The organism is Mammaliicoccus sp. L-M44 (assembly GCF_022386355.1).
In the GTDB taxonomy this organism is placed as follows: domain Bacteria; phylum Bacillota; class Bacilli; order Staphylococcales; family Staphylococcaceae; genus Mammaliicoccus; species Mammaliicoccus sciuri_A.
The window spans coordinates 1-21,914 of the sequence record NZ_JAJNIU010000003.1; the positions used below are offsets into that span (position 1 = coordinate 1).

The window sequence follows — 21,914 nt, forward strand, 5'->3', positions numbered from 1 at the left end:
CTACACAACTATGTAAGCTATACGCAAATTGTTTTTCTCTTTCACCTTTAACATAGTAACCAGCTTCTGGATCGGTAGTACTGACTTTCTTATTTTTAAACTCCTCCTTTTTCTTATTTTTTATGGGCTTTTTTCCTTGCGCTAACCTCTGTTGATTAATTTCATTATTAAGTTCTTCTTGGAAATGTAATGTATCCTTTTTTACAACTTGATTAATATATTTATTTTTATTCGCATTAGCTTTGATATGTGTTGAATCAATGAATAACGTTGAGTGGTCAATTAAGTTATTCTTAATCGCAATTTCTAATATTCTTTCGAATATTTGTTCAAACAGGTCAGTATCATGAAAGCGTCTTGTATAATTTTTACTGAATGTACCATAATGAGGGACTTTATCAAGAAAGCTAAATCCTAAATACCAACGGTAAGCTACGTTAGTTTCAATTTCTTTAATAGTTTGCCTCATTGATTTTATGCCAAATAATCTTTGAATCAGTAAGATCTTAACTAAGATAACAGGATCAATAGAAGGACGTCCGTTATCTAAACAGTATTTATCTTCAACAAGTTCATAAACGAAGTTTAAATCTAATATTTTATCAACTTTTCTCAATAAATGATTTTTAGGTACTAACTCTGAAACAGAAATCATTTCATATTGGTCACGTTTATTCTCGGATTTATTTAACATAGAATCAACTCCTAAATAAAATTTCAACTATATTATAAAATGGATTATTAATTTTTGGTATTTTTTTAGCGCTGACTCCTGCGGGAACAGCATGATTCGAAGACTACAGGCTGAGAACATGCCCGCGGAAAGCATGCGCATAAAAAAATGCCGGCAAAGTCTAAGACTTTGTCGACACTCTGAGGCGAAGACATGGTAAATGTCTTTGCCTTTATTTTTTTCTGAGTTCATGGATGTTTTTTCTAAGTCAATTAGTATATCTATACGAAATGACTTGTGGTATCATTATATAATGAAAAAAAGAGGTGACAGTATGATATATCTTGATAATGCTGCAACGACAAAGCCTAATGAGGACGTTATTCAAACATATACACAAATGAATCAACATTACTTTTTCAATCCAAATAGTCCTCATTCTGCCGGCATAAAGATTGCTCATTTACTTGATAAAGCAAGAGAAAATATTAAGCAATATTTAAATTTAAAAGATCCATTCAATATTATATTTACAAGTGGTGCTACTGAATCGAATAATATCGCACTTCAAGGGATGGCGAAAGCGAAGAAGAGATTTGGTAACACAATCCTTACAACTAAAATGGAACATCCGTCAGTTCTTGAAACGATGAGAGGATTAGAGGACGAAGGTTTTAATTTGAAATATATTAAAACGACGAAGGATGGGAAATTAGATATATCATCTTTACAAGAATTGCTTAACGATGATGTTGTTCTTGTTACATGCATGCATGTCAATAATGTAATGGGGCAGATTCAACCAATTGAAGAAATTAGTCGAATTTTAAAAGGTTATCCTAAAGTACATTTTCATGTAGATGGTGTACAAGGTTATGGAAAATTACCATTAGATATTAATTTAGCAGATAGTTATAGTTTAAGCGCACATAAATTCCACGGATTAAAAGGTTCAGGTATACTGGCAATTAAACAAATTAAATCGATTAAACAAATTATATTTGGTGGCGGACAAGAGCAAGGCTTAAGAAGCGGTACAGTTAATGCACCTGTCAATATTGCATTAGCAAAAGCGATGAGAATAATGAACGATCATATGGAAGATAATGCTCAAGTATTAAGTCAAAGAGGTAAAGAAATTAGAGCTTTTGTAGAACAATATAAAGGTGTCTTGATTAATTCACCAATCGATGCAGCACCATATATATTAAATATTTCTTTTCCAGGCGTTAAAGGTGAAGTATTAGTCAATGCATTTTCTAAATTTGAAATTTATTTGTCTACAACGAGTGCATGTTCTTCAAAGAAAAGTTCTCATAACGAAACGTTAAAAGCAATGGGATTAAGTAACCTTGTTATTGAAGGAAGTATAAGAATAAGTATTGCACCAGATTTAACGAATGAACAAATAGAACGTTTTAAAGATGCCTTTGATAAAGTATATAAAGAGGTAAAGGAGTTAATAAAATATGAATTATGATCACATATTAGTGAGATACGGAGAGCTGACTTTAAAAACAGGTAATAGAAATATGTTTGTGAATAAATTAAAAGCAAATATCAAAAGCCGATTAATGCCACTTCAAGGTTATAAAGTACGGGCAAATCGTGACCGTATGTATATCGATGTACACGAAGGTTCTGACATTGAAGAAATGATGAGCAGAATTCAAACTGTGTTTGGCGTACACTCTGTAAGTCCAGTAGTTCGAATTGAAAAAGATTTAGATTTAATGAAAGAAGTCGCTTTAAAGTTTGCGCATGATTTTAAAGATGGAGACACATTTAAAATTGACGTCAAACGTGCTGATAAAACGTTTGAACTTGATACTTTTCAATTGCAACAAGAGTTAGGTGGGCATGTACTTCAAAACACTGATCACATAACAGTAAATGTTAAACAACCAGATCATAAAATTAAAGTAGAAGTTCGTAAAGACGCTATTTATATGTACAACCGCGTACTTGAAGGCGCTGGTGGATTACCTGTTGGGACAGGTGGTAAAACATTGCTTATGCTTTCAGGTGGAATAGATTCACCAGTAGCAGGTGTGGAAGTGATGAAACGAGGCGTGACAATTGAAGCTATTCATTTTCATAGTCCGCCGTATACAAGTGAACAGGCTAAACAAAAAGTAATCGATTTAACAAAACAACTTGCACACTTAACAGGCGATATCAAATTGCATATTGTACATTTTACAGAACTTCAAAAGCAAATTCATAAAGTTGTTGAAGAAAGCTATACAATGACAAGTACAAGAAGAATGATGTTAAGAGTTACTGAGAAAGTAGCACATGAAATCGGTGCACATGCAATTGTAAATGGTGAGAACTTAGGACAAGTAGCGAGCCAAACTTTAGGTAGTATGTATGCTATTAATAGCGTAACATCAATGCCGATTTTACGTCCGTTACTTACATTTGATAAAGAAGACATTGTTAAAAAAGCGAAAGCTATTAATACATTTGATTTATCAATTCAACCATTTGAGGATTGTTGTACGATATTTACACCAAAAAATCCAAAGACAAATCCTAAACTAGAAAAAGTGGAATATTTTGAATCAAAATTTGATTTTGGTCCACTAATTGATGAAGCGGTTAAAAATGTAGAAACACTTACAATTTCTAAGCATGATGATTTGAATCAACAAAAAGACGAATGGATGGATGAACTACTTTAATACGAACGTTGGGATGTCGTTATCATTAAAGTAGAGGAGATATCCATATGGAGTTTGATTTAAATATATTATTAATCATTATTTTGTTTGGTTTAATTGCATCGTTTATCGATTCAGTTGTAGGTGGAGGAGGATTGATTTCTTTACCTGCATTACTAGCAGTAGGAATGGATCCAGCCACAGCTCTAGGTACAAATAAATTAGCGAGTTCATTCGGTTCATTTACGAGTACGATGAAATTTATAAGAGCGAAGAAAGTAGATTTCGATATTGTAGGTAAATTATTTCCATTATCCTTTGTAGGTTCGATATTTGGTGCGATTACGGCTACATATTTACCACCAGAATATTTAAAGCCATTGGCAATCATTATATTGGCACTTGTAACCATATACTCAATTGTAAAAAAAGATTGGGGAGACATTAATCGATATAAGAAATTGTCACTAAAAAAAGCAATCTTGTTTATTATTGGTGTAACGGTAATTGGTTATTATGATGGATTTCTTGGAGGCGGAACAGGATCATTCTTCCTATTTGCTTTATTAATGATTGGTCTTGATTATTTACACGCAGCCGGAAATGCTAAATTTTTAAACTTTGCTTCTAACATAGGTGCATTACTGTTATTTATGGTTTTAGGACATGTCAATTATATCTATGGATTAAGTATGGCAGTATCTATGGTAATCGGTTCGTATTTAGGGGTTACATTTGCAATTAAAAAAGGCGTATCTTACGTTAAAGTATTATTTATTATTGTAACGATAACGTTAATTCTCAAAAATCTATATGACTATATTAGTAGTCACTTTATGTAAAAAAACACCTTAGCGTCTATGCGCTAAGGTGTTTTAATTTATGAGGTTGTTGCTTATTTTTATAAGAATTTTCTTTGTACTTTACTCCAGAATGAATTCTGAGGTAATTTCAATGTTCGAATATATTTATCTTGAATTCTAAGTGAAATAAAGTCTGTTTCTTGAATACTTAATGCTTCATTATCTAGTCCCATAATTGGATAATAGTTACCTTCTTTATCAAGAATGATTTTAAGGGTTCTTGTATCACCCAATACTACTGAACTACTCACTGTTCTGAAATTGTTATTATTCAGTGACGCGATTTCGGTTAATTGCATGCTTCTAATTTTAGGGTCAATAATTGCGCCGTCTAATGATTTGTTATATCCAGTTGATCCTGTTGGTGTTGAAATTAATAAACCGTCTCCGTTGAATGCCTCGAAGTATTCGTCGTCAATGTATATTTCCATCTTCATCGGCTTGATGACGCTTGATTTAATGTAAAAATCATTTAAACACATATAAGACATTTGGTTATTCAAGTTTACTTCTAGGACAGGATATTTTCTGACACTTACTTCATGAGAATCAATAGATTCAATTAAATGTGGAATGTCATCTATACTAAAATCAACATATAAGTAATTCTGATCTAGTCGTGTTTTGATACCAATATAAACTTTGTCTTTATTAAAGTTCGTTTTTCTACAAGCTTGTAAGAAACTCCCATCTCCCCCGACTGAAGCAATAATATCTGCATCATCGTAATTTGAAATAAATTCAAATCCGTGTGGTTCCATTTCTTTCTGGATTTTTTCACGTGTTTCTAATACGTCACGGTCTTTTGAACTAAATAAATAAATACGTTTATACGAAGTCATAATTTGTTCCTCCCAAAAGTTACAGTTATTATTAAAGTCTGTTATTATTATAAATGTAAATATTTAAAATAGAAAGGATGATACTATGTCTAAACGAATTATTGCGATAATCATCGCAGCTGTTTTAGTTGTAGGTGGTATAGTTGTCAGCACAGTTGGCATATTTTTAGACGATTCGTGGAAAAAAGCAGTAACAGATTCAGATGGCATAAGTGAGTCTGTCGTATCTGGTAGTGATAGTAGTAGCAAAATTGTTAAATTATCAGTAGATGGTACCATTCAAGATACAGGTGTCCAAGAGTCATTATTTAGTGGTGGAGGGTATAATCATCAATCCTTCTTAAAACAACTTGATAAAATTAAAAAAGACGATCAAGTTAAAGGTGTACTTCTAGTTGTCAATTCACCAGGTGGTGGAACATATGAAAGTGATGAAATACATAAAAAATTAGAAGAAATTAAAGCTAAAGATAAAAAAGTTTATGTTCAAATGAAAAATATGGCAGCATCAGGTGGCTATTATATCTCAACACCAGCTGACAAAATTTATGCAGGATCACAAACATTAACAGGTTCACTTGGGGTTATTATCTCAAGCATTAATTATTCAGAACTTGCGAATGATCTAGGTGTGAAAGATGAATCTGTAACTTCTGGTAAACATAAACAAATCTTGAACCCAATGAAAGAAATGTCGAAAGAAGAACGTGATATCATGCAATCCATCATTGATGATAGTTATAAACAATTTGTAAATGTCATTAAAGATGGTAGACATATGTCAGAATCAGAAGTTAAGAAATTAGCTGACGGTAGAATTTATTCTGCACAACAAGCTAAATCAAACGGTTTAATTGATGAAATTGGTTATGAAGATGATGCTATTAAAGCATTAAGAAGTGACATAAAATCAAAACATGCACAAGTTATAACGTATGATACAACAGGAGGATTCTTAAACTTCCCAATGGCTGCTAAAAGTAAACTTTCTTCTATGATAGGTTTAGATGATATGACTAAATACGAAGCCTTAATTAAAGCGAATAAATCACCACAACCTATGTATTTATACGGTGAATAAGGAGGGATTGTAATGACAGAAACAAGTTATGAACAAGTCGCTACTACACGTGAACAAAGTGAAATTGAGCGTACTGTCAATAAATATATGTCTGATATTAAATCCATCGTATTTGCTGGATTCTGGGTCCGATTTTTAGCTTATATCATCGATATTTTAGCTTTAGCAGGATTTAAAGGTATTGTACTAAGTCCGATATTTGCACTTACAAGTATTAATACTTCATATCTGTGGGTTCCATACTTCAGTGTTGAAAATATGGCAAGTGCCTTAATATTTTATTTATATTTCGTGTTGATGACGTATTATTTTAAAGCAACACTAGGCAAGATGATCTTAGGTTTAAGTGTCTATCGAGAAGATGCACAACCGCTCAAATTGAAGGATGTTCTATTTAGAGAATGGATCGGGCGAATTATCTCTGGTGCATTATTAGGCATTCCATATATTGTAGTAGCATTTACGAAAAAGCATAAAGGTATTCATGACTATTTTGGGGAAACAGTCGTTCTCAAAAACAAATATGTTCAAATGAGAAAAGACTTCCAAAATGTGATTGGATAATTAAGTTATAATCAAAAGAATTTTAAAGTCTCTTTAATCATGATAAAATATATTTATCATGAATAAGGAGGCTTTTTTTATGGCGCAAGTTACATTCAAGAATGAACCAATTACAATATTAGGTGAGGAAGTTAAAGTAGGTTCAGTAGCACCTGATTTTACTGTATTAGCAAACGACCTATCTGAAAAGACATTAAAAGACTATGAAGGTAAAAAGAAACTTATTAGTGCCGTACCTTCTTTAGATACAGGCGTGTGTAGTCAACAAACACGTAAATTTAATGAAGAAGCTGCAAATGAACAAGATGGCGTTGTCTTAACGGTTTCTAACGACTTACCATTTGCTCAAAAAAGATGGTGTGCAGCTGAAGGTTTAGATAATGTGATTACATTAAGTGACCACCGTGATTTATCATTTGGTGAAAACTATGGTGTTATCATGAAAGAACTTCGTTTATTAGCACGTTCAGTATTTGTTTTGGACAAAGATAATAAAGTTGTTTATGCAGAAATAGTGAGTGAAGGTACAAACCATCCTGACTATGACAAAGCTTTAGAAGCATTTAAAAATTTAGACTAATTAACAACCATAAACTGCTGTCCATTTAGTGGACAGCTTTTTATACGAAAGAGGGCAATTATGACTGAAGAAAAGAATATGATGGAAGTATTATTTGAAAAACTTGATGTAAAAAGTAAAGACCTCCACGACGAGAATGGACAAAGCTATATAGAGAATCTTGGTTTGGCAATGGAAGACATTTATACAAACCAAAGAGATCTTTTAGAACAATCAACATTACAAGAACGAAGAAAAGCGTTCCAATTTGCTTATTTAAGTTTATTAAAAGAAGAAGTGATTCAACCCAATCATCAAATGACGCCAGATTCAATTGGGTTTATTTTAAGCTACCTTGTAAACTTATTTAATAAAAACAAAAAAGAATTAAACATTGTAGATATTGCAAGTGGTACAGGACATTTGAGTGCAACAATCAATGAACAAAATCAAGATAAGACATTGATGCACCACTTGATTGAAGTAGATCCTGTATTACAACGTGTAAGTATACATTTAGCTAACTTCTTAGAAATACCATTTGATGTATACCCACAAGATGCTATTATGCCACTACCTTTAGAAGAAGCGGATGTCATTGTCGGCGATTTACCAGTCGGATATTATCCAGTTGATGAACGCAGTAAAGAGATGAAATTAGGCTTTGATGAAGGGCATAGTTATAGTCATTATTTATTATTAGGACAAGCTGTTACAGCAACAAGACCAGGTGGTTATGTATTCTTAATCGTACCAACAAATATCTTTGAAGGTGAAGAAGTGAAACAGCTTCAAAAATATATTGCAACAGAAACAGAAATGCAAGCATTTTTAAACTTTCCTAATTCATTGTTCAAGACAGAACAATCACGTAAATCACTATTGATTTTACAGAAGAAAGACCCTGGAAATACTAAGAGTGTTGAAGTATTGCTAGCAAATATACCAGATTTCAAGGCACAATCTCAATTGCAAACGTTTTTATCAGAAGTAGATGAATGGATGAAAGAAAATCATTCTTTATAAACTGTATTAATGCTTGATTCATAACTGTATTAGTGTTTAAATAGTATAGAATAGTATTATCAGGAGGAAGTCTAAATGACAAAAATTATAGCAATTAATGCTGGTAGCTCATCTTTAAAATTCCAATTATTTGAGATGCCTGAAGAAAAAGTTATCACAAAAGGATTAGTCGAGCGTATCGGATTGAAAAATTCAATTTTCTCAATTTCGGTAAACGGGGAAAAAATCACAAAAACATTAGATATTGAAAATCATGAAGTTGCAGTAAATATCATGATTGAAGCTTTAAAAGAGCACAATATCATCGAAGACATTAATGATATTCAAGGTACTGGTCATCGTGTTGTTCACGGCGGAGAATTATTCCCAGAATCAGCACTTGTTACTGAAGATGTATTAGCTAAAATCGAATCATTAACTGATTTAGCACCATTACACAATCCTGCAAACATCATGGGTATTAAAGCATTTAGAAAATTATTACCAAGTATCCCACACGTTGCAGTATTCGATACATCATTCCACCAAACAATGCCAGAAGAATCATATTTATACAGCTTACCTTACAACTTCTATAAAGATTTCGGTATTCGTAAATATGGTTTCCATGGGACAAGTCATAAATATGTATCTGAAAGAGCAGCAGAATTATTAGATCGTCCATTAGATCAATTAAGAATTATCTCTTGTCATATCGGTAATGGTGCTTCTATTGCTGCAATTGACGGTGGTAAATCTGTTGATACTTCAATGGGCTTCACACCATTAGCAGGTGTTACAATGGGTACACGTTCAGGTAACCTTGACCCAGCTTTAATTCCATACATCATGGAGAAAACTGGTAAAAATGCTGAAGAAGTATTAAATATCCTTAATAAAGAATCAGGTTTACTTGGTATTTCAGGTTCATCAAGTGACTTAAGAGATATTCAGCAAGATGCTAACGAAGGTAGCGAACGTGCTAAATTAGCATTAGATGTATTCGCATCTAGAATCCATAAATATATGGGATCATATGCTACAAGAATGCACGGCTTAGATGCAATTGTATTTACAGCTGGTGTAGGGGAAAACTCTGACACAGTTCGTGCTAAAGTATTAGAAGGATTAGAATTCATGGGTGTTTATTGGGATCAACGCTTAAACACAGGTTTACATGGAGAAGAAGCGTTCATCAACTACCCACATTCACCAGTAAAAGTTATTGTAATTCCAACTGACGAAGAAGTTATGATTGCACGTGACGTTGTGAAATTTGGTAACTTAGGATAATAAAGTATTTTTAAAAGCGAGACAGGCGTATCTTATATGTGAATAAGATGCCAGTCTCGTTTTTTTTATGTTTAAAAAGTGATTCTACGGTTATATGTAAGTAATGCATATTCTAAGGAGGATATATAAATGAGACCAGAAAGAGCATTAATGAAATTAGTTAGAATTGTTACACGTAGAGTCGTTAGAGAACAATCTAAAAAACAGAAACAAGAAAATAACCAAAACTTAAAAGATCAAAATAATAATCAAAACTAATATAAAAGCGTTCAGCCATAAGGTTGAATGTTTTTTTATTGTAATAGAAAATATGTGAAAATGAGTAATAGATTTATGTGATTTGGGGAGAATATGAGATAAAGAGGTAGTAAACCCACGAGATTAGGAAAGATGTGAGTTAATGAGGAAGTAAACTCACGAGATTGAAAAAGATGTGAGTTAAAGGTGGAATAAACTCACATGTTTTAAAAATTTTATAAAAATCATTTAAAAATGAAAAAAGCGTCCAGCCATTACGACTGAACGCTTTTCTGATATTTATTTACCTTCGTGGTGTTCTTCGAATAATTCTTTTGTTGCTACAACTGGTTCGAAATCTTCAGGCATTGTTTCTGTTCTTACTACTAGAACGTCACATGGTGAGTTTCTTACAATTGATTCTGATACAGAACCGACGATAAATCGTTCTACTGCATTTAATCCAGAAGTACCACACATGATTAAATCTACGTCAAATTCTACTGCTAATTTTTTAGGAATAACTGTTTTTGGAGATCCGAATTCAAGTTTAGTCGCTACATTATGAACACCATTATTCTCAGCGAATTCTTTATATCCAGATAATAAACTTTCAGCAAAACTTGTTGCTTTATTTACTATTTGAGTATCATAGGCTTCAACACTTGCATATGATCTAGAATCTACAACGTTAACAATTGTTAATTTAGCGTCATTACGTTTAGCAACGGCTACAGCTTTATTATAAGCCCATTCTGATTCAGTTGATCCATCTACTGCAATTAAAATATTTTTGTAACTTAACATAGAAACCGCCTCCTAGTTCTTTTGTTTAATTATATCATAATTTTCTGAAAAAATAACATTATAAACTTTTAAATAATAGGGAATTTACACGATTTTTATATAATGTGTGTTAAAATTAGCTGTAGTAAGAAAATTTAAAAAATTTAGAAAATAAGGATAATATAAAAATTGAATAATAATGATTGCGCTTTCAAATTAGTGGCGTTATGATAAAAACAAGGAGGAATGAAAAATGATTATTGGAGTACCAAGAGAGATTAAAAATAACGAAAATAGGGTGGCATTAACACCTAGTGGCGTGGCAAGTTTAGTTGCACAAAATCATGTTGTTAAAGTAGAAACTGAAGCAGGATTAGGTTCACAATTTACTAACGAAGATTATCAACAAGCTGGAGCAGAAATTGTAAGTCAAGAAGAAGCATGGAATGTTGAAATGGTTATGAAAGTTAAAGAACCATTACAAGAAGAATATCAATTCTTCAAGAAAGACTTAATTCTATTTACATACTTACATTTAGCTGCTGAAGAGGCTTTAACAAATGCATTACTAGAAAATGAAGTAACTGCAATTGCTTATGAAACTGTTCAGTTAAGCGATCGTTCATTACCATTACTAGCGCCAATGAGTGAAGTAGCTGGAAGAATGTCAACTCAAATTGGTGCGCAATTCCTACAAAAAACACACGGAGGCATTGGAATATTATTATCTGGTGTGCCAGGTGTTAAAAGAGGGAAAGTAACAATAATCGGTGGAGGTCAAGCAGGAACAAATGCTGCTAAAATGGCAGTTGGTCTTGGAGCAGACGTTACGATTATTGACTTAAATCCTACACGCTTACAACAATTAGATGATTTATTTGGTGCAAGCGTGCAAACGATGATGTCATCACCATTAAATATTGAAGAAGCAGTTGTTGAAAGTGATTTAGTAATTGGATCAGTACTTATCCCAGGCGCTAAAGCACCAAAACTTGTAACTGAAGAAATGGTTAAGAAAATGAAACCAGGTTCAGTATTAGTAGACATCGCGATTGACCAAGGTGGTTCATTCGAAACATCAGATAGAATTACGACACACGATGATCCAACATATGTTAAACATGGTGTCGTACACTATGCAGTTGCTAATATGCCAGGAGCAGTTCCAAGAACATCTACAATTGCATTAAATAATGCAACAACTCCATATGCAATTCAATTAGCAAACAAAGGCTACGTTAAAGCATGTCAAGATAACGAAGCACTTGCTAAAGGCTTAAACACAATACATGGTAAATTAACATATAAAGAAGTTGCAAAAGCTTTTGATAAAGAATACACACCTTATCAAGAAGTTTTGAGATAACTCCACCAAAAAAACCTGAGACGAATTTCGTCTCAGGTTTTTCTTATTATACGATTTTTGTACCGTGTACTTCATCGAATGGTATGTCTTCTATTAATTGTGATAAGTTATCTTTATTGAGTCCGCCACCTGGCATGATTGTGATATTGCCTTTTGAGTGAATCAACAACTTTCCTAAATGGTTAATGTTATCAAATATCACACTATCACTTGGTCCGCCATGTGTTAGTAGGCGACTGAATTGGTGTTTAATTAACCAGTCTAATGATTTTAATTGATGATATGGATTAATAGAATCAAACGCCATATGACAAACGGCGGGTATGATACCACATGTTTCTTTTAATGCTTTCATCTTCCATTCGTCAAGATGTCTGTGTTCATCTAAGCATCCAAATACAAATGCATCAACTTTCAAATCTTTCAGATGTAATATATCTTGTCTCATGATTTCATATTCGAAATAATTATAATTAAAATCTCCACCACGAGGTCTAATCATGACAGCGACTTCAACGTTATGTTGATGACATAATTCTATTGCAATCTTTACCATTCCGTAACTTGGTGTTGTGCCACCAACTGAAAGGTTATCGCAAAGTTCAATTCGATTTGCACCATTTTTAATAGCATGTTCAATTTGCGAAATTGTTTCTACACAAGCTTCTTTAATCATTTTTGGTAGCCTGTTAGTATGCGATGTCCGTCTTCAGTTACAACGATATCGTCTTCAATTCTAACACCAGCAACACCAGGAACGTATATTCCAGGTTCAACTGTTAATACCATGCCTGGTTTGAATTCATCCGTATTTGCACTTGAAATGTCTGGGAATTCATGGACACTTAATCCAAGTCCGTGACCAAGTCTATGTGGGAAGTATTCACCATAACCAGCATTGCTAATAATATCTCTAGCTACTTTATCGCAGTCAGCAATTTTAGCACCTGGTTTAATCATTTCAATCGCTTGTTTGTTAGCATCAAGAACGACATTGTAAATTTCTTGTGCTTTATCAGAAGGTGTACCGAATGGAACAGTTCTAGTGATATCTGAACAATAACCTTTATAAATGACACCTAGGTCAAATAGTACATATTCGTTTTCTTTTAAAGTTCTTTCTCCTGGTGTACCATGAGGAGCTGCTGCATGATCGCCGAATAATACCATAGTATCAAAGCTCATCTTAGAAATACCATGTTGTTTCATAGTTGTTTCAATATGATTTAATACTTCAATTTCAGAAACGCCAACTTCTAATTTATCAACGCCAGCTTGAATAGCTAAATCTGCATATTTAGCCGCTTCTTGTAACAACTCAATCTCGTCATTTGTTTTTACATTTCTAATATCTTTTAATACTTGATCAATATCAACAATTGTTTCAACATTAAATGCTTTTTCAATTTCACGAAGTCTTTTAACTGATAAATGCTCTGATTCAATCGCGAAAGTTTTATAAGATTGTTGTTCAATCAAATCGAATGGTGATTCTGTATCTAAGTATCCAACGATGTTTCCAGTGAAACCTGCATTTTTAGCTTCTTCTACTTCCATTTTTGGACAAAATAGCGTTTCTTCACCATCTTTAGTGACTAATAAACTAAATAGACGTTCATGTGGTTCAGATAAATAACCTGTTAAATAAAAGATGTTTAAAGGCGTTGTAATCCATGCTGCGTCCGCACCTTTATCTTTTAAAAATGTTGCAATTTCATTATGTTCCATTATTCTTCCTCCCAAATCTCTTTCTTACATCATTATTTTAGACTTCTTGATTCATAAATTCAAATTTAGGGTATATAATATACGGAAAAGACAATTTGAGGAGGGAGATTCATGAAAGTATCATTTCATGGACAATCAGTAATCTATTTTGAAAGTAAAGGACATAAAGTGATTGTGGATCCATTTATAACAGGGAATCCATTATCAGATTTGACGGCAGATGAAGTAGAAGCAGATTATATTATATTAACTCATGGTCATGGTGATCATTTAGGTGATACTGTTAGCATTGCAAAAAGAACAGGTGCAACGGTTATAGCGTTACCTGAAGCGATTGATTATTTATCAAATAAACACGGATTAGAAAACTTACATCCAATGAATATTGGTGGGAATATTGAATTTAATTTCGGAAAAGTAAAATATGTGCAAGCCTTTCATAGTAATAGCTTTACAGAAGAAGATGGGGAAATCGTCTATTTAGGTATGCCAGCAGGAATTGTATTAGAAACAGAAGCAGGTACTATTTATCATACAGGTGACACAGGTTTATTCAGTGATATGAAATTAATCGCAGATAGACACCCAGTTGATTTATGTTTTATTCCAATAGGCGATAACTTTACAATGGGCATTGATGATGCAAGTTATGCAATTAATGAATTTATCAAGCCGAAAAAAGTAGTACCTATTCATTACGATACATTTGATTTTATTAAACAAGACCCTAAAGATTTTGAAAAAGCTGTTACAGAATCAGAAGTTCACATTTTAAAACCTGGTGAATCGGTAGAATTATAAATGAATATGATAGATAGTTTAGTAAGCTGAGATGATTTTGTCGTCTCAGCTTTTAAGTTTAAGAAATGAACTGTATAAGAAACTTAATTTAATGAGCGGTGTTTCAATCTTTTATTAAATTTTTAAGATATCATTTAAGACATTAAAAATGTATAATAGAAAGTAATTCATAAAATTTGATAGAGGGTATAAACATGACGAAACATGAGCAAATTATTGAGTATATTGAATCGTTATCTGTTGGACATAAAATCTCGGTCAGACAGATAGCGAAAGATTTAAATGTCTCTGAAGGTACAGCTTATCGTGCAATTAAAGAAGCGGATAATCAAGGGCTTGTAGCATCTATTGATAGAGTAGGGACAGTTAGAATTGAGAGAAAATCTAGAGAACAAATTGAAAATTTAACATTTAATGAAATTGTTAAAATTGTAGATGGTCAAGTATTGGGCGGTAAACAAGGCTTATATAAAACTTTATCAAAATTTGCAATAGGCGCAATGGAATTAAATGATGTCGTTAAATATTTAACTAAAAATACTTTACTTATTGTTGGTAATAGAGCAGATGTACAAATGGAAGCTTTAAAAAGAGGTTCTGCCGTGTTAATTACAGGTGGTTTTGAAGCGCATGAAGATATTATAAACTATGCTGATGAACACGAACTTCCAATTATTTCATCTAATTATGATACATTTTTAGTGGCCAATATTATTAACAGAGCCATATATGATCAAATGATTAAAAAAGAAATTTTAATGGTTGAAGATATTATGATTCCAATTGAATCAACTTCTTATTTAGATGATAAACAAAAAGTGCGAGATTGGAATGAATTATCACAACAAACATCTCATACACGTTTTCCAGTTGTTGATAGCGAAATGAAAGTTGTAGGTATTTTAACTAGTAAAGATATTGTAAATGAAGAACAAGATAAAAGTATCAGAACGTTGATGACTAAATCACCTATCATTGCACATTTAAATACGACAATCGCAACTTGTGCCCACCTTATGATCTGGGAAGGAATTGAATTGTTGCCAGTTGTATCAACCTCTAAAGTATTAATCGGTATCATTTCTCGTGAAGATGTATTAAAGACGATGCAATTAATGAGTAGACAACCACAAATAGGTGAAACGATTCATGACCAAATTGCAAAACAAATCACAATGGACAATGGTAATGTTGTGGTGAATATATCCCCACAATTAACAAATCAATTCGGTATGTTAACGAAATCAGTCTATATTGCAGTTATTGAAGAAGCGTTACGTTATGAAATAAGAAAAATGAAAAAATCAGAAATCATGATTGAACATATAGATATTTATTATTTGAAAACTGTTCAAATCGATGACGATGTAGAAGTGAAGATTACAACATTAGATATCGGTAGAATATTTGCTAAATTCGAAGTTACAATGGTGAGCGGTAGTGCCACAGTTGCGAAAGCATTACTGATGTGTCAAATTCTCGAAAAATAAAAAAGCGTTATGTAATACAACGCTTTTTAAAATATTATTGATGTTTTTTTTGTTCGAATTCTTCCCAAGCTTTGTTCTCGATAGGTAAGTTACCTTTAAAGTATTTACTTGCTCTATAGCCATAAGATACGTTTAAAATACCAAAGAATAATAATACTAAAACAATAATATAAGTGACTAATGTTGGGAATAACAATACTTGGTCTGCTGCAAATGCGATCATAAATATACCAAAGTAAAATCTTGAACGCGCTTTATGATACGCTTTTCTAACGTCACGTTTCGTTCTAAATGAACGTGCTAAATTTAAAATAGCAAATATTAAAGCAATAATCATAACAGTTACTGCCAAAGCAACAAGTGTAGACATAATTTCAGATGACATGTTTGATTCCTCCTACCAAGTCGAATTATATCAATTAATAAAATATAAGTAAATATAAAGAAAGAAGGATCACAATGGAAGAAATATTAAATAAAATAAAGCAATATGAAACAATTATCATACATAGGCATGTTAGACCAGACCCTGATGCATATGGCTCTCAATTAGGCTTGAAATATATATTACAAGAGGCTTTTCCTGAAAAACATATATATGCAGTCGGTCAACCTGAACCGACGCTAACATTTATTGGAGATTTGGATGAAATTGCAGATGAAACATATAATGGCGCACTTGTGATTGTTTGTGATACAGCAAACGCACCACGTATTGATGATAGTCGCTATAATACTGGTGACGAATTAATTAAGATTGATCATCATCCACCAGTAGATTCATATGGTGATATTAATTTTGTAAATACAGAAGCATCATCTACAAGTGAAATTATCTTTGATTTAAATAAATCATGGAATTTAAATGGTTCAAATGTAAGTGAGAAAGCAAGTAGAGTATTATATTTAGGAATCGTTGGTGACACAGGTAGATTCTTATTTGATAATACGTCTACACATACAATGGAAGTTGCAGCAGAGTTAATGACGAAAGAATTCGAACGTACTAAATTACTTAACCAATTGAGTGAAAGAGATCCAGCTTTACTTCACTTCCAAGGATATATCCTTCAGAATTTCAAATATGATGGTGAAGGATTCTGTTCAATTAAGATTACGAAAGATATACTTGAACAGTTCAACTTACAGCCTAATGAAGCTTCATTATTCGTGAATACCGTTTCAGATATAAAAGGATTAAAAGCATGGGTATTTGCTGTTGATGAAGGTAAAGAAATAAGATGTAGAATTCGTTCAAAAGGCATAAAAATTAATCATATCGCAGCTAAATATAACGGTGGAGGACATCCAAATGCTTCAGGTGCATCTGTATATAGTTGGGAAGAGTTTGATGCATTAGCAGCAGATATTAAATCTGAAATATAGGAGGTGAGCGCATGGTAAGTCATTTAAATATTCATTCATCATATGATTTGCTTAATTCAAGTATTAGAATCCCAGATGTTGTTCAAAAAGCTAAAAATGAAAATTATCAAGCGCTTGCTCTTACAGATTTAAATGTTCTGCACGGTGCTTTACAATTTTATGATGCATGTATAAAAGAAAATATAAAACCAATCTTCGGATTAACTATTTATTTAGATGACCAACTCAATCAAGTTGAATGTGTGGTCTTAGCTAAAAATAAAACAGGCTATCATAATTTAATTAAGTTATCATCTGCTATATCTATTAAAGAACGATTTTCAACACCCATTGAATGGGTTAATGCTTATTCAGAAGGACTTATAATTATTGGTAAACAAATCAATGAAGCCAACTATTATTTATTCCAAGCTATAACAATTGGGGATGATGATAAATATATTTCTCATGATTCTACGATACATATGAATCATAAAAAAGTATTTATGAAGTCTGCACTTTATTTGAATGAAGAAGATGGGGATAGTTTAATCGCACTTCACGCAATTAAAAATAATGAAAAATTAACGATGAGTGATTTTCAACAAAATTTAAATCATCATTTTTTAACTAAAGAAGATATATCTCAAATTAATGTAGATGAAGCGTACATACAAAATACAGATGAAATAGCTCAAAAATGTCAGGTTGAAATTGAGTATCATCAAGATTTATTACCAAAATATAAAACGCCTAATAATCAATCAAGTGATGAATATCTTTGGGAATTATTAATGATGAATAAAGCCAAGTATCCACAATTTAATGAAGTATATGAAAAACGACTTAAATACGAATACGATATTATTGTGAAAATGGGATATTCAGATTATTTCTTAATCGTTAGTGACTTAATCAATTATGCGAAAGATCAAAATGTATTAGTTGGTCCTGGACGTGGTTCATCTGGTGGATCTCTAGTTAGTTTTATTTTAAATATTACTACTATTGATCCGATTGAATTTGATTTGTTATTTGAAAGATTTTTAAACCCTGAACGTGTGACGATGCCGGATATTGATATCGACTTTCAAGACACTAAGCGCGATAAAGTGATTCAATATGTTCAAGAAAAATACGGTGATAATCGTGTTGCTGGTATTGTAACTTATGGTCATCTTCAAGCGAGAGCAGTAGCAAGAGATGTAGGTAGAATATTGCAGTTTGATGATGCTACACTCAATTACATTTCAAAATTAATTCCTCATAAATTAGGTATTACATTAGACGAAGCATTTGAAGATGATGCGTTTAAACAATTTGTTAACCAGAATCATTTGCATGAAAAATGGTTTCAACTAAGTAAACAATTAGAAGGTTTACCGAGACATACATCTACACATGCAGCAGGTATCATTATTAATGATCAGTCATTACATCAATTTGTACCTACGATGATGGGTGATACAGGTGTCTTAACGCAATGGACTATGACTGAAACTGAAAAGATCGGGTTATTAAAAATCGACTTTCTTGGTTTAAGAAATTTATCGATTATTCAACAAGTGGTCAATCAAGTTAAATATCAAGAAAATCAAATTGTAGATATTGAAAAAATTCCTTTTGATGATCCTAAAGTCTTTCAACTATTGTCTAAAGGTGAAACAACAGGTATTTTCCAACTTGAATCTCAAGGTGTTAGAAGTGTATTAAAAAGGTTAAAGCCTGACCATTTTCTCGATATTGTAGCAGTTACCTCTTTATATAGACCTGGACCAATGGAAGAAATACCAACATATATTAAAAGACGTAGACAAAATGCAGAGATAGAATATTTACATCCAGATTTAAAAGATATATTGAAATCAACATATGGCGTTATTATATATCAAGAACAGATTATGCAAATCGCAAGTAAGTTCGCAGGATTTTCATATGGTGAAGCGGATATTTTGAGACGTGCGATGAGTAAGAAAAATAGAGCAGTGTTAGAAAATGAAAGAAAACATTTTGTGAATGGTAGCTTAGAAAGAGGTTACGAGGAATCAACAGCTGTAAAAATATTTGATTTAATACTGAAGTTTGCAGACTATGGTTATCCAAAAGCACATGCTGTAGCATATAGTAAAATTGCGTATATCATGACTTATTTGAAAGTACATTATCCGACATACTTTTATGCTGCGATTCTTTCTAATGTTGTTGGTAATGAAGTTAAGACAGAACAAATGGTAACGGAACTTAAAAGAATTGGTGTGAAAATATATCCACCGTCCATTAATCATAGTGAATGGTTTTATAAAGCAACTAAAAAAGGAATATATACGTCACTTGGTGCAATTAAAAGCGTTGGTTATCAAAGTGTAAAAGTGATTGTTGATGAAAGAAAAACAAACGGAACGTATAAAGATATGTTTGATCTTGTACATCGATTACCAAGTAAGGCTAAAAGTAAGAAATTGATACAAGCGCTTATATATGCTGGTGCTTTAGATGATTTTGGTCAGACTAGAGCGACATTGTTACAGTCTATTGACGATGTTTATGAAAGTAGCGAGTCTGTCGGAGATTCTAATAATTTATTGAAAGAATTAGGTTTGAACGTAAAGAAAGAATTTAAAGAAGTTGAAGAAATGCCTAATCTTATGAAAAGTGAATATGAAAAAGAATACTTAGGGTTCTATGCAACTGAGCATCCAATCATTGCATTATTCAATCAACATCAATATTTATCGATTTATCCATTAAGAATAGACCATAATAAAGTACCGATGCTCGTAATGATTGCGTCACTAAGAAAAATTAGAACTAAAAAAGGTCAAAATATGGCTTTTGTCAATTTAATAGACGGATTAAATGAAGTTGAAGGGGTTATATTCCCTGATGCATATAAACAAATTGAAACAACTAATATCATCAATGTCCCAGTAATTATCAATGGCAAATTCGAAAAAAGAAACGGTAAGACACAAATTATTATTAACAAAATAGATACATTAGATGCATTTAAACAACATAAATTTAATACGACAAAAGAAGTCGTCGTAAGAAATGTAGAAGATTTAGCAGAGTGGATAACAAAAGACCACAATCGACAAATTAAAGTAACGTATTTTAATGATGAAGATTATAGTTCAAAAATGCTTGGCTATTTAAACTTAAATCATGGTAACTTTGAAGAATTTATAAATCAAATAGGTTATGAAAATGTACGTCTTTTATAGGCTTTATTAATTAAATAATTTATGCTATAGTATTCTTCATGGTGGTCTGACCACTATGAAGAATTTTTTAATTTAATTATAGAAATTTAATGTATAATAAAGGGATAGATACATACATACAATGAAGGGATGATTATTTTGTCATTAAGAGATGATGCTCTATATATGCATAAAGAAAAACAAGGTAAATTAGGCGTTTATGCCAAAGTTAAAGTTACTAATAAAGAGGAATTAAGTCTTGCTTATTCTCCAGGTGTAGCAGAGCCATGTAAAGATATACATGAAGACGTAAGAAAAGTATATGATTATACAATGAAATCTAATGCGGTAGCTGTAATTACAGATGGAACAGCTGTATTAGGCCTAGGTGATATCGGTCCTGAAGCAAGTATTCCTGTAATGGAAGGGAAAGCAGTTTTATTCAAAAGCTTTGCTGGTGTAGATGGTGTGCCAATCGCACTTAATACGACAGACGTTGATGAAATTGTGAATACTGTTAAATTATTAGAACCTAACTACGGTGGCGTTAACTTAGAAGATATTTCAGCACCTCGATGTTTTGAAATTGAAGAACGTCTAAAAAAAGAAACTAAAATACCTGTCTTTCATGATGATCAGCATGGTACGGCTATCGTAACGGTTGCTGGTTTGATTAATGCATTGAAAATTACTGACAGAAAATTATCCGATATAAAAGTTGTTTTAAACGGTGCAGGTGCAGCAGGAATTGCAATTATTAAATTATTATACAGTTATGGTGTAAGAAATATGATTATGTGTGATTCTAGAGGTGCGATTTACGAAGACCGTCCTTATGGTATGAATCCTACTAAAGACTTTGTTGCCAAATGGACAAACAAAGACAAAACAGAAGGTCAATTATCAGATGTTATTAAAGATGCGGATGTATTCGTAGGTGTATCTGTTGAAGGCGCATTAACTAAAGAATTAGTTGAAACTATGGCTGAAGATCCAATTATCTTCGCTATGGCTAACCCAGTTCCTGAAATTATGCCAGATATAGCAAAAGAAGCGGGTGCTAAAGTTATTGGTACAGGTCGTTCTGATTTCCCTAACCAAATTAATAATGTATTAGCATTTCCTGGTATTTTTAGAGGTGCATTAGATATTCGTGCAACTCATATAAATGAAGAAATGAAACAAGCAGCAGTAGAAGCAATTGCTAACCTTGTTTCAGAGGAAGAATTAAACGCGGATTATGTCATTCCTGGACCATTCGATCCAAGAGTTGCACCATACGTTGCGAAAGCAGTAGCAAAAGCTGGTATGGAATCAGGCGTGGCACGTATTGAAGTTGATGTTGATGAAATAGAACGTAGAACATATGAATTAGCAGACTTGTCATAATTT

General features: G+C 32.3%; 21 protein-coding genes. 15 read left to right on the forward strand and 6 right to left on the reverse strand.

Annotation, left to right across the window (positions count from 1 at the left end; translation table 11 throughout):
- On the reverse strand, nucleotides 1–694 hold a 694-nt coding region (locus tag LQ611_RS02040; RefSeq protein WP_239709316.1), incomplete at its 3' end, for a transposase.
- A gap of 313 nt (nucleotides 695–1,007) precedes the next feature.
- Here LQ611_RS02040 and LQ611_RS02045 point away from each other — a divergent pair.
- The 3 genes from LQ611_RS02045 to LQ611_RS02055 are packed head-to-tail and all read left to right on the forward strand — an operon-like array spanning nucleotide 1,008 to nucleotide 4,181.
- The gene (locus LQ611_RS02045; protein WP_025905510.1) at nucleotides 1,008–2,153 is read left to right on the forward strand and encodes a cysteine desulfurase family protein; all 1,146 of its coding nucleotides are present in this window, start codon (nucleotides 1,008–1,010) and stop codon (nucleotides 2,151–2,153) included.
- The gene (gene thiI / locus LQ611_RS02050) at nucleotides 2,143–3,360 is read left to right on the forward strand and encodes a tRNA uracil 4-sulfurtransferase ThiI (RefSeq protein ID WP_025905509.1); all 1,218 of its coding nucleotides are present in this window, start codon (nucleotides 2,143–2,145) and stop codon (nucleotides 3,358–3,360) included. The genes LQ611_RS02045 and thiI overlap by 11 nt, the downstream gene beginning before the upstream one ends.
- 47 nt (nucleotides 3,361–3,407) lie before the next feature.
- Entirely contained in the window at nucleotides 3,408–4,181 is a 774-nt protein-coding gene (locus LQ611_RS02055; RefSeq protein WP_025905508.1) for a sulfite exporter TauE/SafE family protein, read from the forward strand.
- Between the two features lie 59 nt (nucleotides 4,182–4,240).
- Here the strand turns inward: LQ611_RS02055 and LQ611_RS02060 are convergent, their stop codons facing one another.
- Nucleotides 4,241–5,044, reverse strand: a complete 804-nt coding sequence (locus LQ611_RS02060) for an NAD kinase (protein WP_204174848.1) — start codon at nucleotides 5,042–5,044, stop codon at nucleotides 4,241–4,243.
- A gap of 85 nt (nucleotides 5,045–5,129) precedes the next feature.
- Between LQ611_RS02060 and sppA the strand changes: the two genes are divergently transcribed.
- The 6 genes from sppA to LQ611_RS14095 all read left to right on the forward strand — a co-directional run bounded on the left by sppA (nucleotide 5,130) and on the right by LQ611_RS14095 (nucleotide 9,804).
- Nucleotides 5,130–6,125 (forward strand): signal peptide peptidase SppA, encoded by a 996-nt coding sequence (gene sppA, locus LQ611_RS02065; protein WP_025905506.1) that lies wholly within the window; start codon nucleotides 5,130–5,132, stop codon nucleotides 6,123–6,125.
- Between the two features lie 12 nt (nucleotides 6,126–6,137).
- A complete protein-coding gene (locus LQ611_RS02070) occupies nucleotides 6,138–6,689 on the forward strand; it encodes an RDD family protein (RefSeq protein WP_025905505.1) in 552 nt (183 codons plus the stop codon).
- Nucleotides 6,690–6,768: 79 nt separating this feature from the next.
- Nucleotides 6,769–7,269, forward strand: a complete 501-nt coding sequence (gene tpx / locus LQ611_RS02075; protein ID WP_239709317.1) for a thiol peroxidase — start codon at nucleotides 6,769–6,771, stop codon at nucleotides 7,267–7,269.
- Between the two features lie 60 nt (nucleotides 7,270–7,329).
- Entirely contained in the window at nucleotides 7,330–8,274 is a 945-nt protein-coding gene (locus LQ611_RS02080; RefSeq protein ID WP_239709318.1) for a class I SAM-dependent methyltransferase, read from the forward strand.
- A gap of 75 nt (nucleotides 8,275–8,349) precedes the next feature.
- Nucleotides 8,350–9,546 (forward strand): acetate kinase, encoded by a 1,197-nt coding sequence (locus LQ611_RS02085; RefSeq protein WP_107590593.1) that lies wholly within the window; start codon nucleotides 8,350–8,352, stop codon nucleotides 9,544–9,546.
- Nucleotides 9,547–9,675: 129 nt separating this feature from the next.
- A complete protein-coding gene (locus tag LQ611_RS14095; RefSeq protein ID WP_258028098.1) occupies nucleotides 9,676–9,804 on the forward strand; it encodes a hypothetical protein in 129 nt (42 codons plus the stop codon).
- Nucleotides 9,805–10,083: 279 nt separating this feature from the next.
- Here the strand turns inward: LQ611_RS14095 and LQ611_RS02090 are convergent, their stop codons facing one another.
- Nucleotides 10,084–10,590: a universal stress protein gene (locus LQ611_RS02090; protein ID WP_025904325.1), complete on the reverse strand. Its 507-nt coding sequence runs from the start codon at nucleotides 10,588–10,590 to the stop codon at nucleotides 10,084–10,086.
- A gap of 232 nt (nucleotides 10,591–10,822) precedes the next feature.
- Between LQ611_RS02090 and ald the strand changes: the two genes are divergently transcribed.
- Nucleotides 10,823–11,935: an alanine dehydrogenase gene (ald, locus tag LQ611_RS02095; protein ID WP_025904324.1), complete on the forward strand. Its 1,113-nt coding sequence runs from the start codon at nucleotides 10,823–10,825 to the stop codon at nucleotides 11,933–11,935.
- Nucleotides 11,936–11,981: 46 nt separating this feature from the next.
- On the opposite strand, the gene LQ611_RS02100 is transcribed toward ald, so the two are convergent.
- The gene (locus LQ611_RS02100) at nucleotides 11,982–12,611 is read right to left on the reverse strand and encodes a copper homeostasis protein CutC (RefSeq protein WP_107565388.1); all 630 of its coding nucleotides are present in this window, start codon (nucleotides 12,609–12,611) and stop codon (nucleotides 11,982–11,984) included.
- Nucleotides 12,608–13,663, reverse strand: coding sequence for a M24 family metallopeptidase (locus tag LQ611_RS02105; protein WP_103354277.1), 1,056 nt, complete (start codon nucleotides 13,661–13,663; stop codon nucleotides 12,608–12,610). The genes LQ611_RS02100 and LQ611_RS02105 overlap by 4 nt, the downstream gene beginning before the upstream one ends.
- 111 nt (nucleotides 13,664–13,774) lie before the next feature.
- On the opposite strand from LQ611_RS02105, the gene LQ611_RS02110 reads away from it, so the two are divergent.
- Both LQ611_RS02110 and LQ611_RS02115 read left to right on the forward strand, forming a co-directional pair.
- On the forward strand, nucleotides 13,775–14,464 hold the full coding sequence (locus LQ611_RS02110; protein ID WP_025904321.1) for a metal-dependent hydrolase: 690 nt from the start codon (nucleotides 13,775–13,777) through the stop codon (nucleotides 14,462–14,464).
- Between the two features lie 194 nt (nucleotides 14,465–14,658).
- Nucleotides 14,659–15,954, forward strand: a complete 1,296-nt coding sequence (locus LQ611_RS02115; protein ID WP_025904320.1) for a DRTGG domain-containing protein — start codon at nucleotides 14,659–14,661, stop codon at nucleotides 15,952–15,954.
- A 34-nt stretch (nucleotides 15,955–15,988) separates the two neighbouring features.
- On the opposite strand, the gene LQ611_RS02120 is transcribed toward LQ611_RS02115, so the two are convergent.
- On the reverse strand, nucleotides 15,989–16,339 hold the full coding sequence (locus tag LQ611_RS02120) for a YtpI family protein (RefSeq protein WP_025904319.1): 351 nt from the start codon (nucleotides 16,337–16,339) through the stop codon (nucleotides 15,989–15,991).
- A 74-nt stretch (nucleotides 16,340–16,413) separates the two neighbouring features.
- Between LQ611_RS02120 and LQ611_RS02125 the strand changes: the two genes are divergently transcribed.
- From LQ611_RS02125 to ystJ, 3 genes are all read left to right on the forward strand, one after another.
- A complete protein-coding gene (locus LQ611_RS02125; protein ID WP_119499136.1) occupies nucleotides 16,414–17,340 on the forward strand; it encodes a DHH family phosphoesterase in 927 nt (308 codons plus the stop codon).
- An 11-nt stretch (nucleotides 17,341–17,351) separates the two neighbouring features.
- A complete protein-coding gene (locus LQ611_RS02130) occupies nucleotides 17,352–20,543 on the forward strand; it encodes a DNA polymerase III subunit alpha (RefSeq protein ID WP_107573109.1) in 3,192 nt (1,063 codons plus the stop codon).
- 138 nt (nucleotides 20,544–20,681) lie between these two features.
- On the forward strand, nucleotides 20,682–21,911 hold the full coding sequence (ystJ, locus tag LQ611_RS02135) for an NADP-dependent malic enzyme (RefSeq protein WP_025904316.1): 1,230 nt from the start codon (nucleotides 20,682–20,684) through the stop codon (nucleotides 21,909–21,911).
- Nucleotides 21,912–21,914: the final 3 nt, after the last annotated feature.